The sequence below is a fragment of the Novosphingobium sp. ZN18A2 genome, assembly GCF_036784765.1.
Lineage (GTDB): Bacteria > Pseudomonadota > Alphaproteobacteria > Sphingomonadales > Sphingomonadaceae > Novosphingobium.
In genome coordinates, this window is sequence record NZ_CP136651.1 from 2,760,176 (window position 1) to 2,776,315 (window position 16,140).

14 protein-coding genes and 1 pseudogene are annotated in these 16,140 nt (G+C 64.4%); 6 read left to right on the top strand and 9 right to left on the bottom strand.

The window, feature by feature from the left end:
* From RXV95_RS13175 to RXV95_RS13185, 3 genes and pseudogenes are all read left to right on the top strand, one after another.
* A complete protein-coding gene (locus tag RXV95_RS13175; protein WP_338466495.1) occupies window positions 1–1,290 on the top strand; it encodes a pilus assembly protein CpaE in 1,290 nt (429 codons plus the stop codon).
* Window positions 1,291–1,374: 84 nt separating this feature from the next.
* Window positions 1,375–2,345: pseudogene (locus tag RXV95_RS13180) on the top strand (type II secretion system F family protein).
* A gap of 19 nt (window positions 2,346–2,364) precedes the next feature.
* Complete coding sequence (locus RXV95_RS13185; RefSeq protein ID WP_338466496.1) at window positions 2,365–3,369, top strand: type II secretion system F family protein; 1,005 nt, start codon at window positions 2,365–2,367, stop codon at window positions 3,367–3,369.
* 253 nt (window positions 3,370–3,622) lie between these two features.
* Here RXV95_RS13185 and RXV95_RS13190 read toward each other — a convergent pair whose 3' ends face one another.
* From RXV95_RS13190 to RXV95_RS13230, 9 genes are all read right to left on the bottom strand, one after another.
* A complete protein-coding gene (locus RXV95_RS13190; protein WP_338466497.1) occupies window positions 3,623–4,630 on the bottom strand; it encodes a fumarylacetoacetate hydrolase family protein in 1,008 nt (335 codons plus the stop codon).
* Window positions 4,627–5,085 (bottom strand): MarR family winged helix-turn-helix transcriptional regulator, encoded by a 459-nt coding sequence (locus RXV95_RS13195; RefSeq protein ID WP_338466498.1) that lies wholly within the window; start codon window positions 5,083–5,085, stop codon window positions 4,627–4,629. The genes RXV95_RS13190 and RXV95_RS13195 overlap by 4 nt, the downstream gene beginning before the upstream one ends.
* A gap of 102 nt (window positions 5,086–5,187) precedes the next feature.
* Window positions 5,188–6,051: an S-methyl-5'-thioadenosine phosphorylase gene (gene mtnP, locus RXV95_RS13200; RefSeq protein ID WP_338466499.1), complete on the bottom strand. Its 864-nt coding sequence runs from the start codon at window positions 6,049–6,051 to the stop codon at window positions 5,188–5,190.
* Between the two features lie 63 nt (window positions 6,052–6,114).
* Window positions 6,115–6,732 carry a TetR family transcriptional regulator gene (locus tag RXV95_RS13205; RefSeq protein WP_338466500.1) on the bottom strand — a complete coding sequence of 206 codons (618 nt, stop codon included), beginning with the start codon at window positions 6,730–6,732 and terminating at the stop codon, window positions 6,115–6,117.
* Between the two features lie 23 nt (window positions 6,733–6,755).
* Window positions 6,756–7,628 (bottom strand): crotonase/enoyl-CoA hydratase family protein, encoded by an 873-nt coding sequence (locus tag RXV95_RS13210; protein WP_338466501.1) that lies wholly within the window; start codon window positions 7,626–7,628, stop codon window positions 6,756–6,758.
* A gap of 66 nt (window positions 7,629–7,694) precedes the next feature.
* Window positions 7,695–8,477 (bottom strand): SDR family NAD(P)-dependent oxidoreductase, encoded by a 783-nt coding sequence (locus RXV95_RS13215; RefSeq protein WP_338466502.1) that lies wholly within the window; start codon window positions 8,475–8,477, stop codon window positions 7,695–7,697.
* 20 nt (window positions 8,478–8,497) lie between these two features.
* Window positions 8,498–9,670 (bottom strand): acetyl-CoA C-acetyltransferase, encoded by a 1,173-nt coding sequence (locus RXV95_RS13220; RefSeq protein ID WP_338466503.1) that lies wholly within the window; start codon window positions 9,668–9,670, stop codon window positions 8,498–8,500.
* Between the two features lie 61 nt (window positions 9,671–9,731).
* Complete coding sequence (locus tag RXV95_RS13225; protein ID WP_338466504.1) at window positions 9,732–10,697, bottom strand: acyl-CoA dehydrogenase family protein; 966 nt, start codon at window positions 10,695–10,697, stop codon at window positions 9,732–9,734.
* Between the two features lie 24 nt (window positions 10,698–10,721).
* The gene (locus tag RXV95_RS13230) at window positions 10,722–11,861 is read right to left on the bottom strand and encodes an acyl-CoA dehydrogenase family protein (RefSeq protein WP_338466505.1); all 1,140 of its coding nucleotides are present in this window, start codon (window positions 11,859–11,861) and stop codon (window positions 10,722–10,724) included.
* A 91-nt stretch (window positions 11,862–11,952) separates the two neighbouring features.
* On the opposite strand from RXV95_RS13230, the gene RXV95_RS13235 reads away from it, so the two are divergent.
* The 3 genes from RXV95_RS13235 to RXV95_RS13245 all read left to right on the top strand — a co-directional run bounded on the left by RXV95_RS13235 (window position 11,953) and on the right by RXV95_RS13245 (window position 15,907).
* On the top strand, window positions 11,953–12,756 hold the full coding sequence (locus RXV95_RS13235; RefSeq protein WP_338466506.1) for an enoyl-CoA hydratase-related protein: 804 nt from the start codon (window positions 11,953–11,955) through the stop codon (window positions 12,754–12,756).
* Between the two features lie 31 nt (window positions 12,757–12,787).
* Window positions 12,788–13,675 carry a thiamine-phosphate kinase gene (thiL, locus tag RXV95_RS13240; RefSeq protein ID WP_338466507.1) on the top strand — a complete coding sequence of 296 codons (888 nt, stop codon included), beginning with the start codon at window positions 12,788–12,790 and terminating at the stop codon, window positions 13,673–13,675.
* 126 nt (window positions 13,676–13,801) lie between these two features.
* Window positions 13,802–15,907 carry a sodium-translocating pyrophosphatase gene (locus RXV95_RS13245; RefSeq protein WP_338466508.1) on the top strand — a complete coding sequence of 702 codons (2,106 nt, stop codon included), beginning with the start codon at window positions 13,802–13,804 and terminating at the stop codon, window positions 15,905–15,907.
* The last annotated feature ends 233 nt before the right edge of the window (window positions 15,908–16,140 follow it).

Genomic DNA, 16,140 nt, shown 5'->3' on the forward strand with positions numbered 1-16,140 from the left:
ATGAACGCACCCTGGAAATCCGGGTCCAACCGCGATGTCTTTGCCGCCTATCTCTGCGATGAGGCCGCACTAGACGTGTTGCGTCCGGTCGTCGTCGACATGGGCTGGCAGCCCGAAAAGTGCAACAAGGGCGGTCTGCGCAACGCGATCCAGTCGCTGTCGATCAGCGCCAGCCCCAACATCCTGCTTGTCGACCTGTCGGAAAGCGGAGACCCGCTGAACGACATCAACGCGCTGGCCGAGGTTTGCGAACCCGGCACGGTGGTGATCGCGGTCGGCCAGGTGAACGACGTTCGCCTCTACCGCGACCTGCTCGGCTCAGGCATCCACGACTACCTGCTCAAGCCGCTTTCGGCCGGGCAGCTGCGCGATGCGCTGGTCCAGGCGCAGGCGATCTTCACCGCGCCGAAGAACCACGATTCGCAAGGGGTGAAGCATCATGTCTCCACCGCGATCGTGGGAACCCGCGGTGGTGTCGGTGCATCCACGCTGGCAACCTCGCTCGCCTGGATATTCAGTTCCGACAAGAAGATGCCGACGGCCCTGCTGGACCTCGACATCCACTTCGGCACGGGCGCGCTGACGCTTGACCTGGAACCGGGACGCGGGCTGACCGACGCGATCGACAACCCCAGCCGCATCGACGGGCTGTTCATCGAACGCGCGATGATCCGCGCGAACGACAACCTTGCGATCCTTTCGGCCGAAGCACCGATCAACTCTCCGCTGATGACCGACGGCAGCGCCTTCGTCCAGCTTGAGGAAGAGTTCCGCCAGGCGTTCGAGAGCACGATCATCGACATGCCGCGCAACATGCTGATCAACTTTCCGCAGCTGATGAGCGACGTGAACGTGGTGATCGTGGCGACGGAAATGACGCTGGCCGGCGCGCGCGACGCGATCCGCCTGCTTTCGTGGATGAAGTCCAACGCGCCCCACGCGCGCCACATGGTCGTCGCCAACAAGGTGCAGTCCGGCATAGCCGAGATCAGCCGCGCTGACTTCGAAGCGTCGATCGAACGCAAGGTCGATTTCCTCGTGCCCTATGACATCAAGGCCGCGGCCAACGCCGCCAAGCTGGGCCAGCCCTTCGTGGCAGCCAACCGTTCGGGCAAGGCGACCGCCGCGATCAACGACATTGCCGACGCGGTGATCGGTTCGATTGGCGAGGACGGTTCGATCCTGGCCGAAAAGGACCCCAACGCCAAGAAGTCGCTTCTGGGCAAGTTCGACCTCAAGTCGCTGATGCCCAGCAAGGGCAAGGCCGGAGCGGCCGCCACGGCGGAATAACCTCTCTTCGGGGGGACGGGCCGGCTCGCAGGAAAGCGACCGGCCCGTGATCCGCGGGGAGACAAAGCGAGTCAGGAAGAGCCGATGAGCATAATCCAGCTGCTTGTGATGTCGATGGGCATCATGCTGATGCTGATCCTCGGCTATGCGGCCTTTGCCGGGCCGTCGCCGGCGAAGGAAAGCGCGCGCCGTCTTCAGGCGGTGCGCTTCCGCCACTCGGAAAGCGCGACCGACAAGGTCGAGGCGCAATATCGCAAGGCCATCGCCGCGCGCAAGCCGAAGGCCCACAAGGTCGCAGGCTCCGCCTCGCGGCTCGAAGCGCTGGAAGTGCGCCTTTACCGCACCGGGAAGAACTGGACGTTGCGCCAGTATTTCTATGTCTCCGGCGGCCTGGCCGCGGCGATCACGCTGCTTGTTTACCTGAAGACCAACGCCGCGTTGCTGTCGCTGGGCACCGGCCTCTCGATCGGCGCGTTCATCCCGCACTTCTGGGTGGGCCGCACGATCGACAAGCGGATCAACGCATTCAACGTGCGCTTTCCCGATGCGCTGGAACTTCTGGTGCGCGGCTTGCGCTCTGGCCTTCCGGTCACGGAAACGCTTGGCGTGGTGGCAAGGGAACTGCCCGGCCCCGTCGGCGAGGAATTCAAGATGATTACCGACCGCATCAAGGTCGGCCGCACGATGGAAGAAGCGCTGCAGGAAACCGCCGACCGCCTTGGCACGCCGGAATTCCAGTTCTTCGTCATCACCCTGGCGATCCAGCGCGAAACCGGCGGCAACCTGGCCGAAACGCTGGCCAACCTTGCCGAAGTGCTGCGCAAGCGCGCGCAGATGAAGCTGAAGATCAAGGCGATGAGCTCTGAATCGAAGGCCTCGGCCTATATCGTCGGCTCGCTGCCGTTCATCGTCTTCGGGCTGATCTACTGGATCAACCCTTCGTATATCGGGAAGTTTTTCGTCGACGAGCGACTGATCGTCACCGGCCTTGGCGGACTGTGTGGCTGGGCCTTGGCGCCTTCATCATGTCGCGCATGATCAGCTTCGAGATCTGAGCGGAAGGACAGGATTACAATGGTGAACCAACCGCCCGGACCCACGCTGCTCGGCTTCGACGTCATCTTCGTCGGCACCGTGCTGGTGTTCGTCGCCGCGATGGCCGCGCTCTATGCGATCTATACCGCGGTCACGGTGCGCGACCCGATGGCCAAGCGCGTAAAGGCGCTGAACGAGCGGCGCGAGCAGCTCAAGGCGGGCATCGTTACCGCCAGCGCCAAGAAGCGCGCCAAGCTGGTGCGCCGCAACGAGACGACCGACCAGGTGCGCACGTTCCTCAACCGGGGCAAGGTGCTGCAGGACACCCAGCTTGCGGAAATCACGCAAAAGCTGGCGCAGGCCGGTATCCGCAACAAGGAATGGGCAGTCTACGTCATCCTGGCGCGCCTTGTCGCACCAATCGTGCTCGGCCTGCTGGCGGCGCTGGTGATCTGGGGCTTCAACTATTTCCCCGACTGGGGCAGCCTGAAGCGCTATGCCGGTTTCGTGGTGATGGTGGCCATCGGTTACAAGGGGCCGGACGTGTTCCTGGCGAACCTGATTTCCAAGCGCACCAACGCCATACGCAAGGGCCTGCCCGACGCGCTGGACCTGCTGGTGATCTGCGCCGAGGCGGGTCTTACCGTCGACGCCGCCTTCTCCCGCGTGGCGCGCGAACTGGGCCGCGCCTATCCCGAACTGGGAGACGAATTCTCTCTGACGGCGATCGAGCTTTCGTTCCTTACCGAACGGCGCCAGGCATTCGAGAACCTTGCCTATCGCGTCGACCTGGAAGCCGTGAAGGGCGTGACCACCACGATGATCCAGACCGAACGCTATGGTACGCCGCTCGCCTCCGCGTTGCGCGTGCTTTCGGCCGAATTCCGTCACGAACGCATGATGCGCGCAGAAGAAAAGGCGGCCCGCCTTCCCGCGATCATGACCGTGCCGCTGATCCTGTTCATCCTGCCGACGCTGTTCATCGTCATCCTTGGCCCGGCGGCGTGCAACATCTCTGACCAGTTCATCAACCGGAAGATGTAGGTCGGAAGAAACAGGCGATACAGACAACGATAACGTCCAAACGAACTGGCCCCCGCCCTTCCCGGCGGGGGCCATTTTCTTTTGGAAGCAAACGGCAGACGTTCAGGACAGGCGGTGCAGCGCGATAGCCTCGACTCTCCTGATTGACAGCGGCCCGATGACCCAGACCACCGTTCGGGTCATTCCCGCACTACTGACGGCGCAGCACGGCGGCCGTGCGCGTTAAACAATGCCCCCTGCCCCCAACGCGCGGTCAGGGTTTCACCACCTGGTGATCGATCGCACCGAAGATCGAGTGGCCATCGCCGTCGCGCATTTCTATCCGCACGGTGTCGCCCCAGCGCAGGAACGGGGTTTTCGCCTCGCCGCTGGCGATCGTTTCGATCATCCGCTGTTCGGCGATGCACGAATAACCGCGCCCGCCCCCGCCCACCGGGCGGCCCGGCGAACCGTCGGGATCGCGGTTGGACACGGTACCCGAACCGATGATCGATCCCGCGCCGACCCGGCGCGTTTTGGCGAGATGCGCGATCAGCGTGCCGAAATCGAACGTCATCTCCTCGCCCGCCTCCGCCCGGCCGAACGGTTCTTCGTTCAGGTCAACCATCAGCGGGTGCGACAACTTGCCGTCCGCCCAGGCATCGCCCAGCGCATCGGGCGTCACGAAGACCGGCGAGAAGTGGCAGGCAGGCTTCGACTGGACGAAGCCGAACCCCTTGGACAATTCGCCGGGAATCAGGTTGCGCAGCGACACATCGTTTACAAGGCCGACAAGGCGGACGTGCTTCAGCGCATCCTCGCGCGATACGCCCTGCGGCACATCGCCGGTGACGACGACGATTTCCGCCTCCATGTCGCAGCCCCAGGCCTCGTCCGCCAGTGTGATCGGATCGCGCGCGCCGCGCATATCGTCGCTGCCGCCCTGGTACATCAGCGGATCGGTCCAGAAACTGGCGGGAAGTTCCGCCCCTCGCGCCTGCCGCACCAGTTCGACATGGTTCACATAAGCCGAGCCGTCGGCCCACTGGAACGCACGCGGCAACGGCGCGGCCGCTTCGCGTTCGTGGAACCGCTTGCGGGGGATGGCCTCGTGCTCAAGTTCTGTCGAAAGCGCGGCAAGAGCCGGCTGGTGCCGGTCCCAATCGTCAAGCGCGCCTTGCAGCGTGGGCACGATGTGATCGGCATCGGCATACCAGGCAAGGTCTGCCGACACGACGATCAGGCGCCCGTCGCGACCTTGCGGAAGAGAGGCGAGCTTCATTCGGTTTCGCCTTCGATCTTGCGCACCGATGCAAGCAGCTTGTCCAGGATTGCGCGCAGCTTGTCCTGGTCCTTCTGCGGCAGGGTGGCGAAGATCCGTTCGGTCATGCCATGCGCCTGCGGCCAGATTTTCGCATGCATCTCTTTCCCCGCGGCGGTGAGTTCAAGGTGGTGCGAGCGACCGTCCGCCAGGTTGGGAATGCGCGCGACCAGCCCGCGCTCTTCCAGAACCTTGCTGGCACGATTGACCGCGACCTTGTCCATCACCGTCGCGCGGACGAGTTCGCGCTGAGTCATGCGCCCCGCATCGCCAAGCACGGCCATGATCCGCCATTCGGGAATTTTCAGTCCGAACTGGCTGCGATATTCGTCGGAGATCAGTCCGCTCACCGCGTTGGAGGTGATGGCCATTCGATAGGGCAGAAAGTCTGCCAGTCGGGTCTCTGTTCCGGGCATGGAACGATTACTACTGAAACAATCGTGCAGCGCAAGGGGGCCTTGTCGCGCATTATTGTGCGCAGCACCGTAATTTTGGGAAAATACTCCGAAATGGGTGCTTCACGCGATTTTGCGGCGCACCAATTGTTCGATGCGGGAAACAGCCTTGCTGTCGCGCGCGCCCGGCGCCGTAACCAGCGCGGTATCCAGAACACGATCGATCGGGCTGGCCGACCGTTCGCCGGGAAGGATTCGGGCCAGTTGCTCCACTGTGCGGCGGGCCTTGTCCGCATTGGCGGCCATGACCTGCAATATCTCCGCAACGTCCACGCTTTCGCCTTCGCGCCAACTGTCATAGTCGGTGACCATGCCCAGCAACGCATAGGGAAGCTCCGCCTCGCGCGCCAGGCGCGCTTCGGGCAGCGCGGTCATCCCGATCACGTCTGCGCCCCAATTGCGGTACATCCGACTTTCCGCGCGGGTCGAAAACTGCGGACCCTGCATCGAAAGATAGCATGCGCCTTCGTGCACCGTGGCCCCCGCCTCGCGCGCGGCGGCGGCGGCCCAGCCGGTCAGGCGCGGGCAAACGGGATCTCCGAACGGCACGTGCGCGACAAGGCCGTTTCCGAAAAAGCTCTGCGGGCGGCCATGCGTGCGGTCGATGAACTGGGTAACGCTTGCGAAATCGCCCGGCGCCATTTCCTCGCGCAACGAACCGATGGCGGAGATTGCCAGGATGTCCGTCGCGCCAAGCTGCTTCAAGGCCGCGATATTGGCGCGATAGGGCACGCCCTCCGGCGCCAGCCCGTGGCCCGGCCCGTGGCGCGGAAGGAAGGCGAAGCGCACGCCGCCGATGCAGCCGGTCGTCACCGGGCCGGACGGCTTCCCCCACGGCGTTTCGATCTCCTGCGCCTGCGCATCTTCAAGCTGGTCGAGCACATAGAGGCCCGAACCGCCGATAACACCGATGCACCAATCGCCCATGCCCGCCTCCGCAAGTTGGTTTGCGCAGGCGCTAGGCCGCGGGCGTTACAACCGCAAGAACGCTTATTCGGGATTCACCAGGATGCCGTGCATGACGATGTCCATCACGTGCGCCTTGTAACGCTCGCGCAGTTCGTCGGTCATGTTGTCGGTATCGAAGCAGTGCTGCAGCACCAGCCGGGCGGAAAAGAAGCGGTCCGAAGCGCCGGTCACCAGGAAATAGAACATCTCGTGATCGATGTCGCGGAACACGCCTTCCTGCACCCCCTGCCTGATGAGCTTGTCATAGGCCCGGTTCAGCGGGGTCAGGTACAGATCGGCGATCCGCCGCGCTTCTGCCGGATCGCTTTCGCGCACAAGCCGCATCAGCAGGCGGTTGAGGTATGGATAGTCGTAGTAGGTATCGATGACCTTGGAGATATGCCGCCGGAGTTTCGCTTCCGGGTCCATATCGTCCTTCACCACCAGGGCGTCGACGCTTTTGACGATGCTCGCCATGTCGCGGTCGAGCAGCGCCTTGAGAAGGCCCGCCTTGTTGCCGAAATAGTATTTCACCAGCGCCGAGTTCAAACCCGAGCGCAGCGAAAGTTCGGACAACGAAATATCGACGATATCGCCTTCGCGCATGATCGCCGACGCGGTTTCCAGCAACAGCGCGCGTGCGCCGGCGGGGCCGTTCATATCGGAAGTTCTGGATGCCTCTGTCATTCGTAGGCCGGTTCGTCCCACCACGGATAAAAGTCCGGCATATCCGAAGAAACCGTGCCGGGGTAGACCGGCGCCCGCTTCTCGAGGAAGCTTTGCACACCTTCCGCGGCATCCTTGCCCTTCGACAGGCGATAGATCGCGCGACTGTCGATCTTGTGCGCCTCCATCGGGTGATTGCCCGGCGGAATGCGCCACAGCATCGCCCGCGTCATCGCAACGGAAACCGCGCTGGTATTGTCGGCAATCTCGCTCGCCAGAGCGCGGGCCGCACCCAGCAGATCCTCGGGTGCGTGAATCGAACGAACCAGCCCGCCGTTGAGCGCCTCTTCCGCGCCGAACACGCGCCCGGTCATGCACCATTCCGCCGCCTGGCTGACGCCGACGAGGCGCGGCAGGAACCAGCTCGAGCAGGCCTCGGGCACGATCCCGCGCCGCGCGAAGACGAAGCCATAGCGCGCCTTGTCGCTTGCGAGGCGGATGTCCATCGGCAGTTGCATGGTGATGCCTACGCCCACCGCGACGCCGTTGCATGCCGAGATCAGCGGCTTCTTTGACTGGTAGAGGCGCAGCGTCAGCAGCCCGCCGCCATCGCGCACACGCGGGTCCGAAAGGTCTTCGACCGGTTCCGAATTGGAAAAGACCGCGCGCCCATCGTCCGGGGTCAGGTCCGCGCCCGCGCAGAACGCCCTGTCGCCGGCGCCGGTAAAGATCACCGCCCGCACGTTGTCGTCGGCGTCGGTGCGGTCCATCGCATCGATGATCTCGTTCATCATCGTGCCGGTAAAGGCGTTCATCTTTTCAGGACGGTTGAGCGTGATCGTCGCGATGCGATCGGTCACGTCGAAAAGTATCTGGGTATATTCGGACACGGACCTCTCCCCTGGTTCCGATGGCGCGCGCCGTTCATCCGGCGCGCGCCACGCACGTTTCCGGACTTACCGGGGCGCCATGCGGATGCCGCCGTCGAGGCGCACGTCCTCGCCATTGAAATAGCCGTTCTCGATCATGCACATGGCAAGATTGGCGTATTCGGGGGGATTGCCCAGGCGCTTGGGGTTGAGCACCGAGGCACCCAGCGCATCGCGCACGTTCTGCGGCGCACCGGCCAGCAGCGGCGTGTCGAAGATGCCAGGCAGGATCGTGTTCACGCGGATCTTCTCGCTCGCAAGGTCGCGCGCGATCGGCAGGGTCATGCCGACAACGCCGCCCTTCGACGCGGAATAGGCCGCCTGGCCCATCTGGCCGTCCTCGGCCGCGACCGACGCGGTGTTGACGATAGCACCACGATCACCGTCTTCCTGCGGGTCGAGCGTCAGCATACCCGCCGCCGACTTGGCGATGCAGCGGAACGTGCCGACAAGGTTGATCTGGATGATGAAGTTGAACGCATCGAGCGGGAAGTGCTTGATCGAACCGTCTTCCTTACTGCGGCTGGCGGTCTTGATCGCGTTGCCGGTGCCCGCGCAGTTGACCAGGATGCGCTCCTGTCCAATTGCTTCGCGCGCCTTGGCGAAGGCGGCGTCTACACTGGCTTCATCGGTCACGTTGCATTCGCAGAACACACCGCCAAGCTCGGCGGCCATCGCTTCGCCCTTCTCCTTCTGAAGATCGAAGATCGCGACCTTCACGCCCTTGGCGGCAAGCGCGCGAGCCGTTGCGGCACCAAGGCCCGAAGCACCGCCGGTAACGACCGCGGCAACCGTATTGTCGAGTTTCATGTGTTTCTCTCCGTTCGATCTCAGACCATTTCGACGATGGTGACGTTGGCGACACCGCCGCCTTCGCACATCGTCTGCAGGCCATACTTCTTGCCACGCGCCTTCAGTGCGTGAAGTAACGTGGACATGAGCTTCGTGCCCGAAGCGCCGAGCGGGTGGCCCAGCGCGATCGCACCGCCGTTGACGTTCAGCTTTTCCGGATCGGCGCCGGTGTGCTTCAACCATGCGAGCGGGACAGACGCGAACGCCTCGTTCACTTCGTAAAGGTCGATGTCCGCCATCTTCATGCCCGCGCGTTCAAGCGCCTTGTCGGTCGCGAAAAGCGGCTCTTCCAGCATGATCACCGGATCGCCGGCAGTAACGGTCAGCGTGTGGATGCGCGCCATCGGCGTCAGCCCGTAACGCTTCAGCGCCTCTTCCGAGACGATTAGCGAAGCCGAGGAACCGTCGCAGATCTGGCTGGAACTGGCGGCCGTCAGCGCGCCGTCGGGCATCAGCAGCTTCACGCCCTGTATGCTTTCCAGCGTGGCGTCGAAGCGGATACCTTCGTCCACCGTGTGCATGTCCGGACCGTCGGGCGTTTCGATCGCGATCGGTACGATCTCTTCCTTGAAGGCACCGGCTTCGGTCGCGGCGATGGCGTTCTTGTGGCTCTTCAGGGCGAAGCGATCGAGATCGTCCTTGGTCAGGCCGTGCTTCTTCACGATCATCTCTGCGCCCATGAACTGGGACCACATGATGCCCGGATACTTCTCTTCAAGGCCCGGCGACTTGTAGTTGCCCAGCCCTTCTTTCATGTGGAAGCTTGCGGTCGACCCCATCGGCACGCGCGTCATGCTTTCCACACCGGCCGCGATGACCACGTCCTGTGTGCCGCTCATGACCGCCTGCGCGGCGAACTGGATCGCCTGCTGGGAAGATCCGCACTGGCGATCGATGGTGACGGCCGGGGTCGATTCGGGAAGCATCTTGGACGCCAGCACCGCGTTGCGGCCAACCTGCATGGCCTGTTCACCACCCTGGCCGACGCAACCCATGATCACGTCATCCACGGCGTTGGGATCGACGCCCGTGCGCCTTACGATGTCATCCAGCGTTGCCGCGGCGAGATCGACCGGGTGCACCCCGGCCAGACGTCCGCCGCGCCTGCCACCTGCGGTTCTGACCGCGTCGACGATATAGGCAGTGCCCATGATATTCCGACTCCTCTCCGAATGGATTTAACCGATCGGTTAAACCTGTCGGCGAGGCTGGTCAAGCTGGCTGGATAAGACGGTCGCTCCGCCGGGTCATTTCCACCCACAAACCCTTACCGCCAAGCGTAGCGACACGGCGGCCCAGAACGCCCGCCCAATGGGCATCGTTGCCGAATTCGCTGCGCCAGCTCATCAGCCGGCGGGTATAGCGGTTCAGCGCGTATTCCATCGTGAAGCCGATCGCGCCGTGAACGCGGTGCGCGATGGGCGTGGCGCGATCGATCGCGATATTGGTGCGCAACTTGGCAGAGGCGATTTCGAACCCCGCCTCGTCAAGTCCGTCCAGCGCCGCCGCGCAACCGGCGGCCGATGCATCGACTGCGGCCGCTTCCTCCGAAAATTCGGCCATCGCCTGCTGCACCGCCTGGAACTTGGCAAGCGGACGGCCGAACTGCTGGCGCTGGTTGACGTGTTCGATTGCCAGCGTGAACGCCGCTTCCAGCGCGCCGGAAGCCTGCGCGACGCGGGCGAAGGCACCCAGCGCCGCAAGGTCCGCTTCGCACGGCGCGCCTGCCGCGGCGGTACCGGTAAAGGTCACAGCGTCAAGCGGTTCGCCCGCCGGCGATTCGCCTTCGGTAAACGTGCAGGCGTCGACCATGTAGAGGCTGGCCTTGCCATCCTCTACCGAAACGACCGCGTCTGCATGGCGTCCCCACGGCACGCGGCAGCCGGGCGCGGCAATGGAAACGAAGCCCTGCGGAGCCTCGATCCCCGCCAGGGCGAGCACATGGTGCGCAAGGATTGGCTCGGCCACGGGGGCGGGAACCGCATTCCTGCCCGCAAGACGGAGGACGGCCAGCACGTCTCCCCAATCGCCGCCGAAACCGCCCTTGTCTTCAGGGACCAGCAGCGTGGAAAACCCGGCTTCGGCAAGACGCGGCCATGCTGCCTCGAAATCGCTCTCGGCAAGCTCGGCAAACAGGCCTTCGGCCATGTCGGCCAGCAGTTGGCGGTTGTCACTCATCCCAAATACCTCACCCCGAAAATCTCAGCGAAGCCCCAGCCCCTTGGCGATAATGCCGCGAAGCACTTCGGGCGTGCCGCCGCGCAAGCTGTAGCTGGGGCTCTGCACCAGCAGCCAGACGAGCAGGCGCGAAAGGTCGGTCCTGTCCGCAAGGTCGGCATCTACCGCCGCCTGCACCAGCCGCGGCAGCGCCTGTTCATAGGCATTGCCCAGATCCTTGACGATCGCCGCTTCGACAACCGGATCTTCGCCCGCGTCCAGCTTGGCCGCCGTGGACATCGACATCTGGCGCAGCGTCCACAGTTCGGCGGTAAGCCGGCCGATCAGTTGCGCGATGTCGGGCGCGGGCTCCGGCCCCACCGCATCGATCAATGCAACCAGCAGCGCATGGCTGGACAGATAGCGTTCCGGGCCGGACCGTTCGAGCGCAAGCTCGGCAACCACCTGCTTCCATCCGTTGCCTTCGGTTCCCACCAGCGCATCGAGCGGGATCAGCGCGTCTTCGAAGAATATCTCGTTGAAGTGGTGGCTGCCCGTCATGTCCACGATCGGTCGGATCGTGATGCCCGGCGTATCGAGATCGATCATCAGCTGCGAAAGCCCGGCGTGGCGTTCGCTGCCTTCTTCGGTGCGCACCAGCGTAAGTGCGGCGTGGCTGCGGTGTGCGCCGCTGGTCCATACCTTCTGCCCGTTCACGCGCCAGCCTTCGGGCGTCTTGCGGGCGGACGTGCGGACGCTTGCAAGGTCCGACCCGGCATTGGGTTCGGACAACCCGATGCAGGCGTAAATCTCACCGCGCGCCATTCCGGGCAGGTATTTCTGCTTCTGCGCTTCGGTGCCATAGCGGATGAGCAGCGGCCCGGTCTGCCGGTCGGCGATCCAGTGCAGCCCCGCCGGAGCGCCCAGCGCAAGAAGCTCTTCCAGCACGACATAGCGTTCCAGCATCGTGCGTTCGTGGCCGCCGTATTCCTTTGGCCAGTTCATCGCCAGCAGGCCCGCCTTGCCCAGCGCCTTCGAGAACGCCTCGTCGAAGCTGAACCAGCAGTTGGCCCGCGATTCGAGCTGCCAATGCGATTCGTGCTGCGCCACGAGATCGCGAACCTGTTGCCGCAGGGCGGGAATGTCACCGGGCGGATTGAACGGGCGGATCGGGAATATTTGCATCGCACGCTTCCCTATGGCAGCGCGAATTTAATCGCAAACTTAAACACGCCTTCACCGCCCAGCCGTGAACGGCCCAGAGAGGAGAACCGCGTTGACCCCGTTCCTTTCCGTAGAGCGCCGCGGGCGCGTGGCGATCCTGACCATGAGCCGCCCCGAATCGATGAATGCCATCGGCAGCCTCGAGGATTGCGACAACATCATCGAAACCTTCGCGATGCTGGGTGACGATCGCTCTGTCAGCGCCATCGTGCTGACCGGTGAAGGCCGGGCGTTCTGCACCGGCGGCAACATCAAGGGCATCCGCGAACGCAAGGGCATCGGCCCGCTCGACCAGCCCGATTCGACGCGCAGCAACTATCGTCGCGGCGTGCAGGCAGCAACGCGCGCGATGCTCGATTGCGAAATCCCGATGATCGCGGCGGTGAACGGCCACGCCATCGGGCTGGGGCTGGACCTTGCCTGCCTGTGTGACATCCGCATCGCTGCACAGGGCGCGAAGATGGCGGCCAGCTTCATCAAGGTGGGCATCGTACCGGGCGATGGCGGCGCGTGGACGCTGCAGAAGATCGTCGGCTATTCGAAGGCCGCCGAACTGTTCCTGACCGGCGAAACCTTCGGCGCGGACTATGCGAAGGAAATCGGCCTGGTCGGCTCTGTCGTGCCCGATGGCGAAGCCGTGCAAGCGGCGGTGATCATGGCCGAGAAAATCGCGGCCAATGCCCCGCGCGCGCTGCGGCTGACCAAGCGCCTGCTGCGCGAGGCGCAACACGGACGCGCGGATGACGTGCTGGAACTTTCCGCCGCCTACCAGGCGATCGTCCACGAAACGAAAGACCACTATGAAGCGGTCAGCGCGATCCTGGAAAAGCGCGCGCCGGTTTTCACCGGGGATTGAGGCAGGGCGCAACGGCACCGGATAGCCTTGTATGTCCCGTGAAGCAGACTTCATCGACGGCCTGAGAGCCCTTGCGACCAGCCCCGCCGCGCGCGGGCTGGAAGACGATGCGGCCGTGCTGGACATCGGCGGCGAATCCATTGTGCTGACCCACGATGCGATGGTGGAAGGCGTTCACTGGCTGGCCGGGCAAGACCCGGCCGACGTGGCGTGGAAGCTGGTCGCGGTGAACCTGTCCGACCTTGCCGCCAAAGGCGCCGAACCCGTCGGCGTACTGCTGGGCTATTCATTCGGCAGCGACGATGCGCGCTTCGCCGAAGGTTTGCGCGCGGTGCTGCACGAATACGGCGTTCCGCTACTGGGCGGAGACACCGTGCAGACGCCCGGACCGCAATCGCTGGGGCTTACGGCGATTGGCCGTGCGACCCACCGCCCGGTGCCCTCCCGCTCGGGCGTGAATGCGGGGGACCGGATTTTCGTAACCGGGCCGGTCGGCGGGGCGATGATGGGGTTCGAGGCCATGCGCGACGGGCACGAGGGCGCGGACACCCTGCCCTATCGCCGTCCCGTGCCGATGCTTGCCGCCGGGCGGGCCATCGCCCCGCTCGCTCACGCGATGATGGACGTGTCCGACGGATTGCTGCTGGACGCAGGGCGCATGGCCGATGCAAGCGGCGTGACCATCGCGATCCGCGCAAGCGACGTGCCGCTCGCCCCCGGTATCCCGCCCGAGCGACGCGACGATGCGCTGCGCTGGGGGGACGATTACCAGCTGCTGTTCGCCCTGCCGCCCGGAGTCGCACCGCCGTGCGATGCGTGGCCCGTGGGTGAGGCGCAACCGCGCGGCAAGGCTTCGATCCTGCTCGACGGTGCGCAGGTTACCGGCCATCTTGGCTGGCAGCACGGCGAAAACGGTTGATTTGCGGGACATTGTCCAAACTTGCACTTGCGAGCCGCGAATAAAACGATAGCGTCCCGCCCCAATGCCGCCACAAGGTGGCCCAACCCCCGGCAATGACCGGGGCGAGAGAGGGGGACTGATGTCGTGAATCCAGTCGTTATTGCAATTATCCTGGGACTCGTGGCCGTGCTTTATGGCTTCGTGACCAGCCGCCAGGTGCTTGGCGCACCGGCCGGCAACGAAAAGATGCAGGAAATCGCCGCCGCCATTCAGGAAGGCGCGCAAGCCTATCTGAAGCGCCAGTACACCACCATCGGCATCGTCGGCGTGATCGTGGCCGTCATCATCGCGGTAACGCTCACCTGGGTTTCGGCGGTCGGCTTCGTGCTGGGCGCGGTGCTTTCGGGCGCGGCGGGATTCATCGGCATGAACGTGTCGGTCCGTTCCAACGTGCGCACCGCCGCGGCCGCACAATCCGGCCTGCAACAGGGCCTGACTCTGGCTTTCCGCGCGGGCGCGATCACCGGCATGCTGGTGGCGGGCCTCGCCCTTCTCGCGATATCGGTATTCTACTGGTACCTGATCGGCCCGGCGGGCCACACCGTCGGCGGCGATGACCGCACGGTGGTGGAGGCGCTGACCGCGCTGGCCTTCGGTGCGTCGCTGATTTCCATCTTCGCGCGTCTTGGCGGCGGTATCTTCACCAAGGCTGCCGACGTGGGCGCCGACCTTGTCGGCAAGGTGGAAGCGGGCATCCCCGAGGATGACCCGCGCAACCCGGCCGTGATCGCCGACAACGTTGGCGACAACGTGGGCGACTGCGCCGGCATGGCCGCCGACCTTTTCGAAACCTATGTCGTCACCGTGGGCGCCACGATGGTGCTTACCGCTCTGCTCGTCAAAGGCGCGGGTGACCTGCTGATGCCGATGATGGCACTGCCGCTGCTGATCGGCGGCGTATGCATCGTCACGTCGATCATCGGCACCTATTTCGTCCGTCTTGGCGGATCGAACAACGTCATGGGCGCGATGTACAAGGGCTTCCTTGTCACCGCGGTCCTTTCGATCCCGGCCATCTACGTCGCCATGCAATACTCGCTGGGCGACATGGGCGCGCAGATCGGCGACAAGGGCCTTACCGGCATGGCGCTGTTCTGGTGCTCGATGCTCGGCCTTGTCATCACCGGGCTGATCATCTGGATCACCGAATACTACACCGGCACCAACTTCCGCCCGGTGAAGTCCATCGCCAAGTCTTCGGAAACGGGACACGGCACGAACGTGATCCAGGGCCTTGCGATCGCCATGGAGGCAACCGCGCTGCCGACGCTGGTGATCGTGGCGGGCATCATCATCGCCTACCAGCTCGCCGGGCTGATCGGCATCGCCTATGGCGCAACCGCGATGCTGGCGCTGGCCGGCATGGTCGTCGCGCTCGACGCCTATGGCCCGGTTACGGACAACGCGGGCGGCATCGCCGAAATGGCGGGGCTGGACGACAGCGTTCGTGAAAAGACCGACCTGCTGGACGCGGTGGGCAACACCACAAAGGCCGTGACCAAGGGTTACGCGATCGGATCGGCGGGGCTTGCCGCGCTGGTACTGTTCGCCGCCTATACCACCGACTTGCGTGAGTTCTTCCCGTCGCTGGACGTGAACTTCAGCCTTGAGAACCCGTATGTCATCGTCGGCCTTCTGCTGGGCGCGCTGCTGCCTTACCTGTTCGGTTCGATGGGCATGACCGCCGTGGGCCGCGCGGCGGGTGACGTGGTGATCGACGTGCGCGACCAGTTCGCCGCCGATCCGGGCATCATGGCAGGGACCAGCAAGCCCAACTATGCCAAGACGGTGGACCTCGTCACCAAGGCGGCGATCAAGGAGATGATCATCCCCTCGCTGCTGCCGGTACTGGCGCCCATCGTGGTCTATTTCGTGATCAGCGCGATCGCGGGATCGGCCAACGGCTTTGCCGCGCTTGGCGCGCTGCTGCTGGGCGTGATCGTCGGCGGGCTGTTCGTCGCGCTTTCCATGACCGCCGGCGGCGGCGCATGGGACAACGCGAAGAAGTACATCGAAGACGGCAACCACGGCGGCAAGGGCAGCGAAGCCCACAAGGCCGCGGTGACGGGCGATACCGTGGGCGATCCCTACAAGGACACCGCGGGTCCGGCCGTGAACCCGATGATCAAGATCACCAACATCGTCGCGCTGCTTCTGCTCGCGGCACTGGCGGGACACGTCGCCGGGTGATAAGTACGTAACCATACGCGGCAGGGCAAAGCCTTGCCGTGCGGGTCCCGGGCGGGAAAACCGCCGGGATGCCACCCCAGGTCGGGGAGAGGAACGAACCCCGTCCGGAGCGATCCGGACGGGGTTTTTCATTGCGCCGGCCGATCCCCGGCAAATTTCCGGCCGCCTCCACGAAGTTGCACCTGCAACCATTCAGCTTGCCATTCCGCCCCGCCTCTGGTGAATCGTCGGGC